Origin of the sequence: Maribacter litoralis, from assembly GCF_003075045.1 — a bacterium.
Taxonomy (GTDB): Bacteria; Bacteroidota; Bacteroidia; order Flavobacteriales; family Flavobacteriaceae; genus Maribacter; species Maribacter litoralis.
In genome coordinates this window covers 1-16,790 of sequence record NZ_QCZD01000001.1, presented here as the reverse complement: position 1 = coordinate 16,790, position 16,790 = coordinate 1, and the positions used below count along the sequence as shown (strand labels likewise).

General features: G+C 34.6%; 15 protein-coding genes. 8 read left to right on the top strand and 7 right to left on the bottom strand.

Annotated elements, in window-relative coordinates:
- Positions 1-36 precede the first annotated feature (36 nt).
- The 5 genes from DCS95_RS00075 to DCS95_RS00055 form a co-directional block, all read right to left on the bottom strand.
- Positions 37-1,191, bottom strand: coding sequence for a dipeptidase (locus tag DCS95_RS00075; protein ID WP_116768828.1), 1,155 nt, complete (start codon positions 1,189-1,191; stop codon positions 37-39).
- A 117-nt stretch (positions 1,192-1,308) separates the two neighbouring features.
- A complete protein-coding gene (locus DCS95_RS00070) occupies positions 1,309-2,712 on the bottom strand; it encodes a RagB/SusD family nutrient uptake outer membrane protein (RefSeq protein WP_164674083.1) in 1,404 nt (467 codons plus the stop codon).
- A gap of 12 nt (positions 2,713-2,724) precedes the next feature.
- Positions 2,725-6,063 carry a TonB-dependent receptor gene (locus DCS95_RS00065; protein ID WP_116768826.1) on the bottom strand — a complete coding sequence of 1,113 codons (3,339 nt, stop codon included), beginning with the start codon at positions 6,061-6,063 and terminating at the stop codon, positions 2,725-2,727.
- Between the two features lie 139 nt (positions 6,064-6,202).
- Positions 6,203-7,267, bottom strand: coding sequence for a FecR family protein (locus DCS95_RS00060; protein WP_116768825.1), 1,065 nt, complete (start codon positions 7,265-7,267; stop codon positions 6,203-6,205).
- A gap of 118 nt (positions 7,268-7,385) precedes the next feature.
- The gene (locus DCS95_RS00055) at positions 7,386-8,027 is read right to left on the bottom strand and encodes an RNA polymerase sigma factor (protein ID WP_116768824.1); all 642 of its coding nucleotides are present in this window, start codon (positions 8,025-8,027) and stop codon (positions 7,386-7,388) included.
- Between the two features lie 480 nt (positions 8,028-8,507).
- Here DCS95_RS00055 and DCS95_RS00050 point away from each other — a divergent pair, with 480 nt between their 5' ends.
- Positions 8,508-8,945 carry a response regulator gene (locus DCS95_RS00050; RefSeq protein WP_116768823.1) on the top strand — a complete coding sequence of 146 codons (438 nt, stop codon included), beginning with the start codon at positions 8,508-8,510 and terminating at the stop codon, positions 8,943-8,945.
- On the opposite strand, the gene DCS95_RS00045 is transcribed toward DCS95_RS00050, so the two are convergent.
- A complete protein-coding gene (locus tag DCS95_RS00045) occupies positions 8,938-9,375 on the bottom strand; it encodes a response regulator (RefSeq protein ID WP_116768822.1) in 438 nt (145 codons plus the stop codon). The genes DCS95_RS00050 and DCS95_RS00045 overlap by 8 nt on opposite strands.
- Positions 9,376-9,601: 226 nt before the next feature.
- Between DCS95_RS00045 and DCS95_RS00040 the strand changes: the two genes are divergently transcribed.
- Positions 9,602-9,877 carry a hypothetical protein gene (locus DCS95_RS00040; protein ID WP_116768821.1) on the top strand — a complete coding sequence of 92 codons (276 nt, stop codon included), beginning with the start codon at positions 9,602-9,604 and terminating at the stop codon, positions 9,875-9,877.
- 35 nt (positions 9,878-9,912) lie between these two features.
- Here DCS95_RS00040 and DCS95_RS00035 read toward each other — a convergent pair whose 3' ends face one another.
- Positions 9,913-10,296 (bottom strand): response regulator, encoded by a 384-nt coding sequence (locus DCS95_RS00035; protein ID WP_116768820.1) that lies wholly within the window; start codon positions 10,294-10,296, stop codon positions 9,913-9,915.
- Positions 10,297-10,640: 344 nt separating this feature from the next.
- Here DCS95_RS00035 and DCS95_RS00030 point away from each other — a divergent pair, with 344 nt between their 5' ends.
- The 6 genes from DCS95_RS00030 to DCS95_RS00005 all read left to right on the top strand — a co-directional run bounded on the left by DCS95_RS00030 (position 10,641) and on the right by DCS95_RS00005 (position 16,474).
- The gene (locus tag DCS95_RS00030; protein ID WP_116768819.1) at positions 10,641-11,696 is read left to right on the top strand and encodes a polysaccharide lyase family 7 protein; all 1,056 of its coding nucleotides are present in this window, start codon (positions 10,641-10,643) and stop codon (positions 11,694-11,696) included.
- Positions 11,697-11,726: 30 nt separating this feature from the next.
- Entirely contained in the window at positions 11,727-12,890 is a 1,164-nt protein-coding gene (locus tag DCS95_RS00025; RefSeq protein WP_116768818.1) for a DUF3095 family protein, read from the top strand.
- A 133-nt stretch (positions 12,891-13,023) separates the two neighbouring features.
- Positions 13,024-13,368 (top strand): hypothetical protein, encoded by a 345-nt coding sequence (locus tag DCS95_RS00020; RefSeq protein ID WP_116768817.1) that lies wholly within the window; start codon positions 13,024-13,026, stop codon positions 13,366-13,368.
- A gap of 2 nt (positions 13,369-13,370) precedes the next feature.
- Complete coding sequence (locus DCS95_RS00015) at positions 13,371-13,529, top strand: lmo0937 family membrane protein (protein ID WP_116768816.1); 159 nt, start codon at positions 13,371-13,373, stop codon at positions 13,527-13,529.
- A gap of 109 nt (positions 13,530-13,638) precedes the next feature.
- Positions 13,639-15,276: an ABC-F family ATP-binding cassette domain-containing protein gene (locus tag DCS95_RS00010; protein WP_116768815.1), complete on the top strand. Its 1,638-nt coding sequence runs from the start codon at positions 13,639-13,641 to the stop codon at positions 15,274-15,276.
- Positions 15,277-15,871: 595 nt separating this feature from the next.
- Positions 15,872-16,474 carry a hypothetical protein gene (locus tag DCS95_RS00005; RefSeq protein ID WP_116768814.1) on the top strand — a complete coding sequence of 201 codons (603 nt, stop codon included), beginning with the start codon at positions 15,872-15,874 and terminating at the stop codon, positions 16,472-16,474.
- Positions 16,475-16,790 lie beyond the last annotated feature (316 nt).

The following is a 16,790-nucleotide window of genomic DNA, read 5'->3' as shown; positions in this document are numbered from 1 at the left end:
GGTTTGATAATTCTGTATTTTTTTGAATGCTTAGGACTATGGTTTTAATGTTTCTTTATAAAATCTCAACCAATTTTGACCCAGTATTTTCTCTATATCTCCAGTACTATATCCTCTTTTGTCAAGGATTTTGGCTACTTGTAAATATCTATCTGGCTTATCTAGTTCAGGGATCCATGGTGGCCATTGTACTTTGTATGAAGGTTTAAATCTGGTAAGTCTTGGTACATACCAATTTTCTCGTGTAGCACCAGTAGCTTCCAAACCTTGTATAGCAAAATCAGATGCCAAACCTACATGGTCAATTCCCCCTATTTTAACAGCATGATCAATGTGATCTACATAAGTTTCCAATGTGGTATCTGTACCTAGGTTAGGCCCGATCATATATCCTAAACAGATAATACCGATAATACCTCCCTTATCTGCCATTGCCTTTATCTGTTCATCTGTTTTAGAACGTGGATGATTTTTATGTAATGCCTCGCACATAGAATGGTTAATGGAAACCGGCGATTTACTGAACGCTATACCATCGTTAGTGGTCTGCTCTCCACAATGAGATAAATCTATCATAATACCCAGCTCGTTCATACGGTTTACTACCTCTATACCAAAATCGGATAAACCACAATTGGTACGCTCTGTACTACCATCTCCTAAATAGTTACGTTGATTATAGGTCAACTGCATCCAACGCATTCCGGCTTCATATAGCTTATCTAAATTCTTGATTGATCTACCGAGCATAGTTGAATTTTGAAAACCAAGCATTACTACTACTTTACCTTCTTTTTTGGCTCTATTATAATCATCGGCACTTGTACCCAAAATCAATCGATCTGGATTTTCTTTGATGATGGTTTGCCAATTATGTAAGTTTTTAAGTCCCTTCTCTAAATTTCCCGAATCTACAGAGGCATTGAAACCGGTATAACCAGATTCTGCAAGTGCTTTGAACGAATCTTGATTCCAATTTCGTGAAATGATCAAGCCATCATTTACGATAGCATTTTTGTATAATTTTTCTATTCCTTTTTCCCCAAGGTTTTTCACCAATTGATCAGTTAATTCTTCGTTTGAATCCATATCAATAGATTCTAAAATGGAATTTAACGAATAGGCAGCTTGACCAGGAAAGATAGTACCTAACGAAAATAATTTCGCAAGATTTCTACGTTGTGTGTCCATATATTTCTTGATTTTTAAAGTAAAAAAATCCTAATTAATTATAGATAAGTACACATTGAGAGAAACATTAAAGTCTCTCAATGTGTTCTAAAGCTAACAAACAAATTATCCGGTAAATTAATACCCGGGATTCTGCTCAATATTAGGATTGACATCTGTCTCATCTTGTGGTATTGGCATAATCACAGTATCTGCTCCGTAAGGAATTAAACACGTTTGTGCGGTACAGTTGGTTCTAACAATATCCATTTGATTACGCATCAAATCCCATAATCGATGCCCTTCAAAGGCTAATTCTAACCTTCTTTCTAAAAATATTGCATCTTTTAGGGCATCACCAGTATCTGAATTATCCGGCTCATCTGCCACTGCACGTTGACGTACCATATCCAAATCATCTTGTGCTCCTGCTATATCAGTACCAATTTCAGCTCTTGCCTCTGCACGTATCAAGTACATTTCAGCAAGTCTTACAATTTTCACGTTATCAAATCCATTGATGTCCGCATATTTGATCATTCTGTACGGAGCAAATTCTCCAGTTAACAAGGGATCAACTTCAAAAGTGCTTAAACGCGCATCATTTTCTGTATAAAGATCAACTACATCATTTGAAGGAAGGTAATCTCCATAACCAGCTTGTAAATACAGTCCTGCGATACCATTACCGCCAACATTGTCCGTTTCGGTCATAGATATTTCAAAAATTGATTCAGAGCTATTGTCAGTAGTCCATAGGTCATAATAATTATCATTAGAGATCAAACTGTAATCTCCTGACTCTATAACACTAGTAGCCATAGCTTCCGCATTGTTCCAATCTTCCTTAAACAAATACACCTTTGCCAATAATGCCCTTGTAGCAGTTGGAGACAAGGTATTTGAATTACCACTTCTAGAAGAATCGCTCATTAGAGATATACCGGTAGTCATATCAGAAATAATCTGCTCGTACACTTCTGCTACGGTACTTCTAGCCGGTTCGCTTTCTAAATCAAAATTTAAAACAATAGGTACACCTAAATGGCTGGCGTCTGAAGTGTAATTATACTGCTGAGCAAACATGCGTACCAAATCAAAATATATAAGACCTCTTAACGCGTAAGCCTCACCAATAATGTGATTTTGATCATCTACAACAGCATCTGCCAAAATTGTCTCGGAATTTATAATGGCATTGGCTGCATTGATACCTTCATAAGCACTGCCCCAAAGAGCCAATGCCTGACCATCTGATACTCTTTGAATATGCTCAGCATAATCTACAATTCTATTTGCCTGACTATTTTGTTTAACGTCATCTGCCAATACATCTGGTATCATAATCATGTACCGCCCATAGTATTCTGAACCGGATAGTTTGTTGTAAATACCGGTAATAGAAGATTCATAACCATCAAGGTCTAACAAGGCGTCAGTATCCGCAACAGATTGTTGCGGAGTAAGTTCTAAAAAAGAGTCTGAACAGGAGAATACGAGTCCAGCCAATATCGCTAATATGAATATTTTATATGTTTTCATGTGTTTCATCATTTAAAGTTGAATATCTAAACCAATGGAAATAGTTTTCACTGCAGGTGTCTGCCCTGTGTAACTACCATTAATTCCTTGCTCTGGATCAATGTATAGGATATCCTCTTTTACAAAAGTTAGAATATTCGTTCCCCTAGCATACAATCGCATTGAATTCAAGCCTAACAGCGAAGTAATATCTTCGTTGAAATTGTAGGCAACCGTTAAATCCCTTAAACGAATATAACTACCGTCATACAACCATCTTGATTGGTTTGCTTCATTACTACCGTTACGACCACCCCAAACAAACTGAGGCACTAAGGCATCTGTTGAACCAGGTTGCCACCTATTATCATAAATAAAGTCGGCCGTACTTCTTGGTGTAAGTCTACCATCACCTAAAGTACCTCTTGCCCTAGAATCAAAAATATAATTGCCATAAGAATAGATAAAGTTGGCACTTAGACTAAAATCCTTATAAGAAACCATGGTATTGAAACCACCAAAAAACTCTGGAGTAGCAGATTTATCATCTAAAAAGCGTTCGGCTTCACTAATATCATTGGTTATCGTTGTCTTTGTTGCATCGGTATACCATTGTGGTTCCCCATTTTCTTGGTTTACACCTGCCCAGCCGTATAAATAAAACGATTGAAAGTCTTCACCTTCTTGCCTTCTATACGCACCATCTGTAAAGTCATCTGTAAGTTCAGTAATTTCATTCTTTAAAAAGGTGGTATTGAACCCAACATTCCAATTAAAATTATCATTGCTAATGATATCTGCATTCATTGAAATTTCAAAACCTGAGTTTTTCATTTCACCAAAGTTTTGGGTCAATGAAGAGAAACCAGAGGTTAAGGTAATTGGTACATTTAAAATTAGATCCGAAGAAGTACGTTCAAAATATTCTAACGTACCGCTTATTTTTGAAAATATTCCAAAATCTACACCTACGTTAAAATTCTGCTGACTCTCCCAAGTTAGATCAGGGTTAGCAATTTGGCTTGGACTACCACCGGGATCACCGTCATAATCTTGACCATATACATAAAGCCCTTGTGATGGAAAATTACCAATAGCGGCATTACCTGTAACACCCCATGAACTTCTAACTTTAAGTAGATCTAAAAAATCAGCATCTTCTAAAAACGATTCTCTACTGGCAACCCAGCTACCACCAAATGAATAAAAAGTACCCCATCTGTTATCTGCTCCGAATCTAGACGAACCGTCTCTTCTTAAACTAGCAGATAGAAAATATTTACTGTCATAGTTATAGTTTGCTCTAGAAAAGGCAGAAACGAACGTATATTCAGATTTTGATCCACTTATAGAAAATTCTGCCGAGGCACTATTTAGCGTTCTTAAACTTTGATTAGGAAACTGTGTACCAGAAGCACTAAAAGATTCACTCACCGTTTCTTGAGCTTCAAAGCCACCTAGAACATTAAAATTATGGTCATTACCCAAGTTAAAATTATAATCTGCAGTTTGGGTTCCTACAAATGTTTTAACCGAGGTATCTGCCTCATACCCAATTCCACCAGAGTTTCTTCCTCCTCCATATCTTGGGTTTTGATATTGAGATTCATTTAAGCTTAATAAGTCAAAATTCAGCTGCGAACGTAATGTCAAATTTCTTATTGGTTTAATAGAAACCGCAAAATTATCGATCACCCTAAACTGCTTATTTTCCCATAGGTCATCACCACTTAAAGAACCAACCGGGTTAGCACCTCCTAAAGGAAAATAATCGGCATGCTCTCCATTATAACGACCTTCTTCATCGTAAATCGGTATTAATGGCGACAACTCTAAAGAGTTTTTAAACGGGTTGTTAAAAGAACCACCATCAAAGAACGTATTAGTTGTACTGTTAGAAACAGATATGTTGTTTGACACCGTTAAGTAATCCGTCGCTTTAAATTCAATATTACTACGGGCACTCAATCTTTTAAAACCAGATCCAATAATATAGTTTTCTTGATCATAGTATGCTCCTGAGAAAAAATACTTCAAATTGTCGGTACCCCCACTAGCACTTAGGTCATAACTTTGGGTAATTCCCGTTCTAGTTATTGCATCTAACCAATTGGTATCTGTAGGTTCACCAGTAGACGGATCGATCAGTTGCTGAAAAGTAGCATCAAATCTCGCCTGAGCCTCTTCTGGAGTATCTCCAAGGTTTACATAACCTTCAAGAAAAAGTTCTGTATACTCAGCTGCATTCAATGGTTTTAAGATATTGTTGTATGCCTGTGAGTTGAAACCGGTAAGCGTTTTCAGGGTAATTTTAGCTTTACCTGAACTACCAGACTTTGTGGTAATTAAAATAACACCGTTTGCACCTCTAGACCCATAGATTGCTGTAGAAGCTGCATCTTTTAAAACTGAAATAGATGCAATATCATTAGGATTTATCGATGCCATAACATTGGTACTACTACCACCGTTATCTATGGTACCGATACTTCCGTTCTGTACAGGAATACCATCAATTACGTATAATGGCTCACTTGAAGCAGATATTGAACCTATACCCCTAATTCTAACTTGTGTATTTCCACCTGGGGCACCATCTACCGCACTCGCCTGTAGACCTGCCGTACTACCTCTTAATGTTTGCTCAAAAGTTGATACGGGCACTTGTTCTAACTCCTCACTTTTTACAACACCTACAGAACCTGTAATAGATTCTTTGGTAGATGTTCCATATGCCACAACGACTACTTCATCTAACGAAGCTACATCTTCTTGCAATACAACATTTACTACCGATCTATTATCTATAGATACTTCTTTTGTAAGCATACCTATATAAGAAAAGACCAATGTAGTACCGTCAGTAACATCGATGGTATAGTTACCATCAAAATCTGATTGTGTACCCGCGGTAGTACCTTTAACCAAAACATTTACACCTGGTAAAGGTTCTCCGGTGGCATCGGTAACAGTACCTGTAATTGTATTTTGAACAACGGTCTTTAATTCTGATAAAGAATTATTGGGGGAACTTGGGGGCATTTTCTTGACAATTACTTGATTGCCAATAATTTTATACGTTAGATCGGTATTAGAGAAAGCTTTTTCCAAAACGGTTTTCATTTTGGCATCTTTCAGTTTAACCGAAATCTTTTTATCTGTATTTATAACATTATCCTTATAAAAAAAGACATAGTTACTTGTGTTCTGAATTTTTTCGAAAAATTCTTCGACAGAGATATTCTTTACATCTACCTGTATTTTCTGTTGAGCAAATACAGTATTAGCGTAAACTGATGAAAGTCCTATTCCGATAAATAGTAGAAATATTCTCATAATCGTTAGAATTCCGACTGGTATGATATTTTTCATATTTTTGTATTGGTTATTTAATGTTGCTGCAAAACAGCAATATTGAAATTAATTGCCGGAAGATGCGGGAACATCTTCTGGCTTTTTTATTTATTGCTACTTCAAAAAAAAAAAGCTTTCAGTTCATTGGCGTTTGGTATTACTTGATTAATATTTGATTTTCGGTTTGTATGTATTCCATATTGGTACTTTCCTTAATACTATTTATTACGGAAAGAATATCTTCGTTTAAATCTAGGTAACCTGAAAAGGTCTCGGTAGCCAAACTCTCATTGTCAATAATGATATCAATATTGTAATAACGAGAAATACGTTTTAAGATAAATTGAAGGTCATTGTTCTTAAAAATCAGAACACCTTCTTTCCAAGAAAAGTAATTGTCTACATTCACTTTTTCAGAAACAATACTTTTGCTATTCTTATCAAAACTTGCTTTAGTACCAGGTGTTATCTTCATTTTGTCGGTATGGGATGAAGCTTGGTTTATATCTTTAAAGCTAATTTGAACACTACCACTTTTTAATATGGTATTGGTTGCATTTTCATCGGGATAATTGGTGACTCCAAAAACAGTTCCTAAAACCTCTACTACTTGATAATCTGAAATAACATGAAAAGGTTTCTTTTCGTTATGTGTTACATCAAAAATTGCTTCACCAACAATATATACCTCTCTTTTATCTCCATTAAAAGCAATGGGATATACCAATTTAGAACCTGAATTAAGCCACACTTTCGTACCATCTGAAAGCGTAAGGTTTGAACGCTTACCATATGGCACCGATAGCGTATTGAATACTGCCTTTTTATTTTTGGTTGCCTTTTGGTTCACTACTTCATCTGCGCCAATAGTTACATTTTCACCAGTGTTAGAATAATTTACAGATGCAACATCTTCTTTAATCTTTAAACTATTGCCTTCTCCTAAAGTAAGTACAACTTCACCTTCTTTAAGGCTGTCATTATCGGCATCGGTAGAATTAACGAAATCTGTTATTGAACTTTCAACATTAACGATGTTGTAATAATAAAAGGTTAAGCCTATACAACCTATTAAACAAGCTGCCGCTAAGCCAGAAAACCAAAAATTTCTTTTCTTAGTTTTCTTTTGGTGTACTGTATTGAAAATCCTTTTTTTCAATGCTGAAGTCTCCTCTTCAGTCATAGATGAAAAATTGATATTTTTAGGATTTATTTTTTCCATAGTTAAGTATTGATTTAATGATTTGGTTTCTTTGAAAACCTTATCATAGCACTCTAAAATAATAAGTAAGAAAATGTAATTATATAGACAGTTATTACGAGAAAATTATTACAAACAATTATCTTAAAGCTTTCAAAGCCCTATAAACTATAGTTCTAGCGGTCTGTACAGAAACTTCCATAATTTCAGAAATTTCTTCGTAACTCTTATCTTGGTTAAATCTTAGGAAAAGACCTCTTCTTTGTTTTTTAGTTAATGACTCCAACGCATTTGCTAAAACCATTCGCTTTTCGGTGAGCCTTTCTTTTTTAATGATTTCTTCTTCACAAGAAGTAGTATAATTTCTTGTTTGTTCATTTAAAGAATATTGATATTCTTCTGTAACCGAAATTGTTTTAGTCGCGTATTTTCGATTAATTTTTCTCTTTAAACTTCTGAACAGATAGTACTTTACATTATCTGTCATTGATAAGTTTTCTCTGTACTTATACAAATCAACGAATAGGTCATGAATACAATCCATAACATACGTTCTGTCTTTAGTACAATTTATACCATAGCTAAATAAACAGTCTACATATATATTGTATAAATCACCAAGTGCAGACTCATCACCATCAATTAGTTTTTTCCAGATTACCGTCTCAGTATTCTTGACAACAAAAACTTTTTGATTTCCTGATTTCGGAATCTTTTCAGACGCTGAATCCATTCCAAAATCGGAATTTACAGCTAAACCATGTTTATTACGTTTTTGCATCTAGTAAAGAATTTAATGGAATTATCAACAATTCCTTTCTATTCTAAGCAATCAATTTAAGTTTTATAGACATTCTTGAGAAAAATTTAATGATTTATGGCATTTCACTAATAATATAGTATCTAAAATTTGTCATTCCTAATCAAGACGCCCTTAAATTTCCATTTTGATAATTTTTTTTTAACATTTTATTTACTCGGATAAATAAAATGACGAAATTATGGTCTACATATAGCATGTAAAAGTTGTTTAATCTATTATTAAACCAAATACATCAATAAAAATTTAAATAAGAGAATATAGGGAATGCATGGAATAGCCCTAAAACAGGTTGCTCTGAAAGATGAGCAAAAAAATTCAACTCCATAAATATTTCTGCGCAAAACAGTTACAGGTTTATTTGATATTGTTATTAGAACTACATTTTAAACGATAACTTTATAAGAAATTGGGCTGCAAGGCTTTAACAAATTATTTATTATGATAGACTATAGTTTTTTTAGCCCCTTAGCCTACGCAGATGACGATGAAGATGACAGAATGTTCTTTTCTGATGCCATGAATGAAATATTTCCTGGTATTAACATGAAACTTTTTCACAACGGAGAAGTGCTTGTTACCTATTTGCTCTCCACCATTACTAACGGTATTGTACCCAAAATCATTTTTTTAGATTTGAACATGCCTATAATGAATGGGTTTGAATGTTTATCAGTTTTAAAGAAAAATACACTGTTAAGTAAAATACCTGTCGTAATTTATTCTACGTCTTCTTCTGAGAGAGACCGGAGTAAAATTTTAGAAATGGGTGCCACTCGTTTTGTAACGAAAGAAATGTCCTTTAAAAAAATGCTTTTACAATTAAAGGCTACTATGGACGATCTTTATTGCAACGAGTTAAATTCTAAGCTTATTTAAGGATTATAAATTCGTTGTTTTCAACTTCTTTCTTTTTGAACTTTTTTACTTTGTTTAAAGATTCTAACAACAACCTTTTTAACTCTTTATACGAAGATGATTTCTTTAAAAATTGGTTTGCCCCATCATCTTTTAATTGATTTACTTCCCGTTCCCTATAAATTCCCGAATATGCTATAACGTATATATCGTTGAATTTTTTAAAATTCCTAATATCCATTAAACATTCAAACCCGTCCATGATGGGCATGTACAAGTCAAGAAAGATTACATGTGGCAAGCAATCATCAGAAAAAAGCTTGTCCATAAGATCTACGCCATTGTTAAATTGAGTAACCTCAGTATTCAAGGGTATATCATCTAACGCTTCTATGAAAAAACTTCGATCTTCATGGTCATCATCTGCTATATAAATGTTCAATGCTGTCATTATTCAGTGAGATATCAATATATCCTCCAAAATTATAAGGAAATCCTTTAAAAATGAATACTATCCGTATAGAATTATAACTCAAAAGAATAAAATTTCGTTGAACGATCTAAAGGTGTCGTTGGTATAAAAAAATGAAAAATAAAAATAAATTTATGTAGTAAAATACTTACATTTAGATTTGAACGTTATTATTAAAATAGGTTCCCATTAAATAATTATAATTATGATGGCAACAGACGAGCTGAACGAAATCTTAAGGGTACTTCAAAAGTTTCAAAAAGATTATTACACTAGAGGAAATGCTTTTGAAGCCTATACCTATTTGAAGGAATCAATTTCAAAAATCAGATTCGATGATAACTTTATTTCATCTCAATTTCAAAAAAGACTTCTTCAATTAAAAGAGGTTGAGCTAATAACCGATCTTGATTTGTATGCAGAAAAGTTTGCTGAAAATCTTTTGAAACTGATTCTAATACTTAAAAATTCTAAAAAGTAAAAAGTATAGAAAACTGTAGTTACTAACTTTAACTACTACCTTATCATATTTTGAATCATGTTTCTAGATACAGGCTTTTCATAATAACCCTCTATAAATTGATGTTGCTTAGCCTTTTCCCTATCCTTTGAGTTTGTAAACGCCGACATGACAAACACCTTAGTAGCATTAATATTTGCATTGTAATGCTGTAGTTGGTCAATAAACTCCCATCCATTCATTTCTGGCATCACAAGATCTAATAAAATATAATCTGGTATAGGTTTGTCTTCCTTTCTTAATTGGGACAACAGATCTAAAGCTTCAATAGCACTTTCACAGACATAAATTTGTGAATCTTCACCACATTGTTCAACAGCATATCTTGCCGTAAACTGTGAAACCAAATCATCATCAATTACCAAAAACACAGCGCTCATGAAATAGTTGTATTAAATAGACTTCAAATATAAGGTTGTAAAAGTAGGTATAATTAAATTTTACGTTCAAATGCGCTATTACAAGATGAAAACAGTAAGGCATAAAAAAGGCCTCTGAAATTAGAGACCTTTTCCCAACTATATACTATTTACACTAACCATTAACAAACGCATACAGTTGAACTTACTTTAAACTAAACGTATGTCAAAATTAACGAAGCATACCCATAATGCTTATTCCATTTAAGCATATATTTAACTGTTTTACTTGAAATTAGGTGACATTACCAAAAATGACAGTTGGTCTATGTATATTTAAAAAAGTGAACTAAACAACAATTAGAATGATTTTACGCAACAATTATTATTTAACCACATTGGCAATTATTACCATGGGAATTTCGGTTTTATCTTGTAAAAACAAGGCAAAAAAAACTGCGGTTACAGAAAAGGAAAAAACCGTATACCCTAGTGATGTTATTCCATTCATGGATGAATTTAAAATTCTCTGTGGTGATGGTAAAAGTTTTAACGACTTAACCGATGTTGAGCATAAAGATTTCTTTTATGTGGAAAATGAAAACAATACTAATTGGGTCGTTTATAAAGCACCAAATTCTGTTGTTACTTCTAGAACATCGAGCAACACAAGAACAGAGTTGGGCCAAAAAGAAGAATGGAAACCAGATACAGGCGGTAAACTAACCGGCACCTTAAAAGTGAAGCATGTTTCTACTTCTGGTGATGCCAGGGTTGCGGCGTCCTATTCTGTGGTTATAGGTCAAATTCATGGTACGGAAGGTCATGAGAACGAACCGCTAAAAATCTTTTACAAAAAATTTCCAGGTCATACTAAAGGTTCTGTTTTTTGGAACTATGAGATCAACACTAAAGGCGACAATTCTAAACGATGGGATTATTCTACTGCAGTTTGGGGCTACGATATGTCGGTCGTTGGTGATACCCCTAACACCTACCCGACCGAACCGGAAGACGGAATTGAATTGGGCGAGGAGTTCAGCTATGAAATCAATGTTTATAAAGGCATCATGTATTTGACATTTAAAAGCGATGGCCATAAAACTAAACAATTCGCCAAAAGTTTGATACAGACCGATTTCGGAACATCATCTGATATTCCTGAACAAATATTGACACTATATGCTGCCATAGGTCGCGATGGTGTAGAAAGAGATAGTGCATATGCCGGCGAATTACAAAATTTTAAGCAAGGTGCCTATAACCAGACCAACGGCAAAGACCCAGAAGAAAATATTGTTTGGCATACCGGGTCGGAAACCTATAACGGCGATATCAAAAAACAATACGAAAACGGCTGTTATACAGAGGTTTGGTTTAAAGAAGCTACGGTTGGGGCCGGCACTCCACCGCAACATTAATAATTTCTCATTGTAGGTTACACAAGGTTAATGGCAGACAAACAATTCTATAAAAATCTTCGCCCCTTTAAAGGTACACTCATTGAACTTTTGGAAGATGACACCTATTTTGTAGATGTGCCAAAATCATGGCACGTTGTCGTTGTAGACATCTTAAATTCTACCAATGCGGTAAATAATGGTAATCACCATCAGGTGAATTTAACGGCTACAGGTGCTATTATCTCCGTACTCAATACGCTTAGAAAAGCAAAGGGAGGCAATGAAATTCCGTATTTCTTTGGTGGTGATGGTGCAACCTTTATTGTACCGTCATCATTACTTCAAAAAACCATAAGCGTTCTCGATAATTACAGCATACATATCAAGAGTAAAATTGATTTGGTACTTCGTGTAGGTGAAATTCCCGTTAGTCATCTGATCGAGAAAAATATCCAGTTAAAAATCGCCAAGCACCGCCTGACTGAAAAATTATCAATTCCCGTTGTTTTAGGGAACGGATTAAAAGTAGCCGAAGACATGATCAAATCATCCTTCAAGGAGAAGGAAACCACATCATTTGATGAAACACTTTTGAATTTAGAAGGAATGGAATGTCGTTGGGATCAAATTCTACCCGATCAACAACAAGCAAAGGTAATTTGCCTATTGCTAGATGCTACATCAGAAGATAACCAACGTGTTGTGTATAAAGATGTACTTGCACAAATGGACAAGGAATTCGGGAATTTTGAAAATAGACAGCCCATAAAAAGTAACAATCTTAAATTAGACCCCAACCCTACCAAAGTGTGGGAAGAAATGAAAATTAAACTAACCTCCACTAGCTGGATCTACTTTTTTAAAAGCTGGTTAAAAACCAACTTTGGCAGAATTTATTTGAATCTTACAAGTAGCGGAAAACAATACCTGAACCAAATAGAACAACTGTCGCACACCTTTATGTTAGACGGCATGGTCAATACCGTATTTACTGCAGAACAGCACAATATTGATCGGTTTATTAACTTTTTAGATGGCATGGAAAAAGAGAATAAATTAATTTACGGTATTCACGTTACCCATGCATCGGTTATGTCTTGTTATGTTCTTGATCGTAGAACTAGCCACTCCCACTTTGTAGATGGTACTGAAGGTGGCTATACCTCTGCAGCGAAAATGTTCAAAATTAAAAAGAAGGCTTTGTCGGTTTAGCATCTAAATCAACATTGACCGTTATTCTTATCATCAAATTTTATCCCGTCAATTAAAGTAATATTAGAGCAACGCTGAAATGTTGTGTCTCACTACCTTGTTGCTACTTTAATGAATACATAAAATTATAACGATGATTACAGAAGATAAGAGTAAAGATAAATCACGTTCTACAGGCGGATTACAGAATAACGTACCCCAACATCAAAATATAGCTGATCATGGCAATACACAGAAAGAAGTTGGTAAACCCGTAAATAATGGCGGCGTAGCCACTGCTACATATGATATACATATAGAAAAGCAATGGATGGCGGTAAAAGATGAATACTTGGCAAATTTTCCTGAAACGGAAGATTTAGATGCCAACAATGAACCGGACAGTCTTGGTGCACTAATAGCCAAAATTGCTAAAAGAAGACAGAAATCTACCGAAGAAATCCATACGGAAATAATGAACTGGCCAACAAAAAAATAAGGATGAAGAATATCATATATTTTATTATTGTGGCCCTGATTATAGGGTGGATTTTGGGCTTTGTAGTATTTAAAATTCTTGGGGCACTTATACACCTATTGCTTGTACTTGCCGTTGTACTTTTAATTTACAACTGGTTAAGCAATAAAAAAAGCACATAGAGAATCCGTCTCAGACAATAATATCTGGCATTGATCTGCTATAAGTTTTTAATGCGGTTAGTAAAAAGCACCATATCTTATTACTAGTTTTGCATTTTAAATTTATAGCATGATCTCAGTAGACAATTTAGCCGTTGAATTTAGTGGCACTACCCTTTTTAGCGATGTATCATTTGTAATAAATCCGACCGATAAAATTGCCCTTATGGGTAAGAACGGAGCCGGAAAATCTACCATGATGAAAATTATTGCCGGGGAACAGAACGGAACTCGAGGTAATGTTCGTGTGCCCAAAGATGCGGTAATTGCCTACCTGCCCCAACACCTACTTACCGAAGATGATTGCACCGTTTTTGAAGAAGCCGCAAAAGCATTTAAGCATGTTTTTGATATGCGTGATGAAATGGAAAAGCTGAACAAAGAGCTGGAAACAAGAACGGATTATGAAAGTGATGCCTATATGGGCATTATTGAAAAGGTATCCGATATTGGTGAAAAATACTATGCTTTAGAAGATGTAAACTATGATGCTGAAGTAGAAAAAGCATTAAAGGGATTAGGCTTTAAACAAGAAGATTTTACAAGGCAGACCAATGAATTTAGCGGTGGTTGGCGCATGCGTATAGAACTGGCCAAAATTCTGTTACAGAAACCAGATTTAATTCTGTTAGATGAGCCCACTAACCATATTGATATAGAATCGGTTATTTGGCTAGAAGATTTTTTATTGAACAAAGCCAATGCGGTTATGGTCATTTCGCATGACAGGGCTTTTATAGATAACATTACCAACCGCACCATAGAAGTCACCATGGGGCGTATTTATGACTATAAGGCAAACTACTCACACTATCTGCAATTACGTGAAGACCGTAGGGCACACCAAATCAAAGCTTACCAAGAACAACAAAAGTTCATTGCCGATAATATGGCATTTATTGAACGATTTAAAGGCACCTATTCCAAAACCAACCAGGTAAACTCTAGAGAGCGAATGCTTGAAAAGTTGGAAATTATTGAAATTGACGAAATAGATACTTCATCGTTAAAGCTTCGTTTTCCACCAGCGCCGCGTTCTGGTGACTACCCAGTAACAGTAAAAGATGTGTCTAAATCCTATGATGGGCATGTGGTATTCAAAAATGCAAATATGTCCATCTCCAGAGGAGAAAAAGTCTCTTTTGTAGGTAGAAACGGTGAAGGTAAATCTACCATGATAAAGGCTATTTTAAATGAAATACCCGTGGAAGGCACTTGCCAATTGGGGCACAATGTAAAAGTGGGCTATTTTGCACAGAACCAAGCATCATTATTAGACCCAGACCTTACAATTTTTCAAACGGTAGATGAAGTCGCCTTTGGCGATATTCGAAATCAGATCAAGAATATATTGGGCAGATTTATGTTCAGCGGTGATGATATCGATAAAAAAGTAAGTATGCTATCCGGTGGGGAAAAAACCCGTTTAGCCATGGTGAAATTACTGTTAGAACCTGTAAACCTATTAATATTGGATGAGCCTACAAATCACCTAGATCTTAAATCAAAAGATGTATTGAAAGAAGCGCTATCTACATACGATGGTACACTTATTCTTGTTTCTCACGATCGAGATTTTTTACAAGGTCTGTCTCAAAAAGTATTTGAATTTAAAGAGCAACGCGTTATCGAACATTTTGAAACGATTGATGCTTTCTTAGAGCGAAACCGAATTAAAAGCATTGCCGAAATTAACTTGATAAAGTAATAATCTTTTTCTCTTTTTTATTTTTTTTAAATTACCGATATAATAGAAATATGTGCAATTGTGCACATATACAATTGTTAGCAAACATATTGCCATTAAAATCCAATCGTTCCGCAATTAGCCTGAAAATTTAAAAAATAAGAGTTTTGTTCGGGCAAATCAGTATTTTTAAAATGGTTTCTTTAGGCTTGTTACTTTCTCAAACTTCAGATATTTAATTAAAAAAATACCTTGCCAAAGTTCTCGCTCGGACGGACTTTACTCAGACGCAACTGTTGCGTGGACGGACTTGTCAATTTCTTGGATAAGCCTGCATAAAAATGATATACATAAATCCTTCTCTATTTGGTTTCGACGGACTTAAAAAAAGAAACCATTTTAAAAGAGTTCGGGAAATCTATCAGTGATCTGCGACCAGGCAAAGGTTTGCGCTGCAACACGTTTGCTAACAAAATGTATAATCTATACTGTCCGATTTTCCGTCGGAAAATCTACGTATATTTAGAATGTTATCGTACGGCGGGAAATCCTACGGATTTCAAAGCCGTACAGATCATACATTAGACGTTGTAACCAATGCGCAAAGAAAGTATAAATGAGAATAACTGATGCCGATAAATTATTTAAAAGTGAGGTAGAACAAAGACCAACTTCAATAGAGAATAATACTGAAAATAATTTACGATTATACTCTGAAGGATATAAAGAAGCTGGAAATGTATTATATGAGTTTTGTATAGAAAACCAATATTATGAAAACTGGATTCTATTTCCATTAGTTTTTAATTACAGACATTATATTGAGTTAAAACTTAAAGAGCTGATATTCATTGGAAAATCATATTTAGGTGAAGAACGTGAATTCCCAACAAATGAACACGGATTATTAAGACTTTGGAGACAATATAGAAATGACGTGTTAGCTAAAATTGACAATTCAATTGAGCAAACAATATTAGATAACATAGAAAAACTAATAACTGAGTTTAACCAAAAAGACTCAAAATCAATGAAATTTAGATATCCAATAAATAAAAATGATTTTGAAAATAGAAGCTTAGAAAAACCATATTTTGATGTTGTAAACTTTAAGGATGTTATGGATAAAATAATAAACTTCTTCAATGAGCAAACATTTATTATTCAAAACTATCAAGAGATGGAAGAAGAATTAATGAGTAGCTTATATTGGGAATAATAACACTGGTTACAACAATGGCTATAATTAATACGGGTTTTAGTGTTTAACCCAAAGCCTAGAGTTTTTTAACAAAGTCCGCCAAATCTTTGGGATTTCGCTTTGACACAAAAAAAGAAAAAACAAAACCAAAAGATTTCGCTATGTGCTTGGCGGAAAGCAAACGGTAGTTTGCTCCCGTACGGTTCATAGGTACTGTGTCAAAAAACAAGTTTTTTCTTTAATAATTTAGGAAACAGATTGATTTATCAAACTGTTATCCCGCGCAGCAAGGGCTTCATGCTTTTGCTGCTTTTTTATTTCAAATTCAGCATCA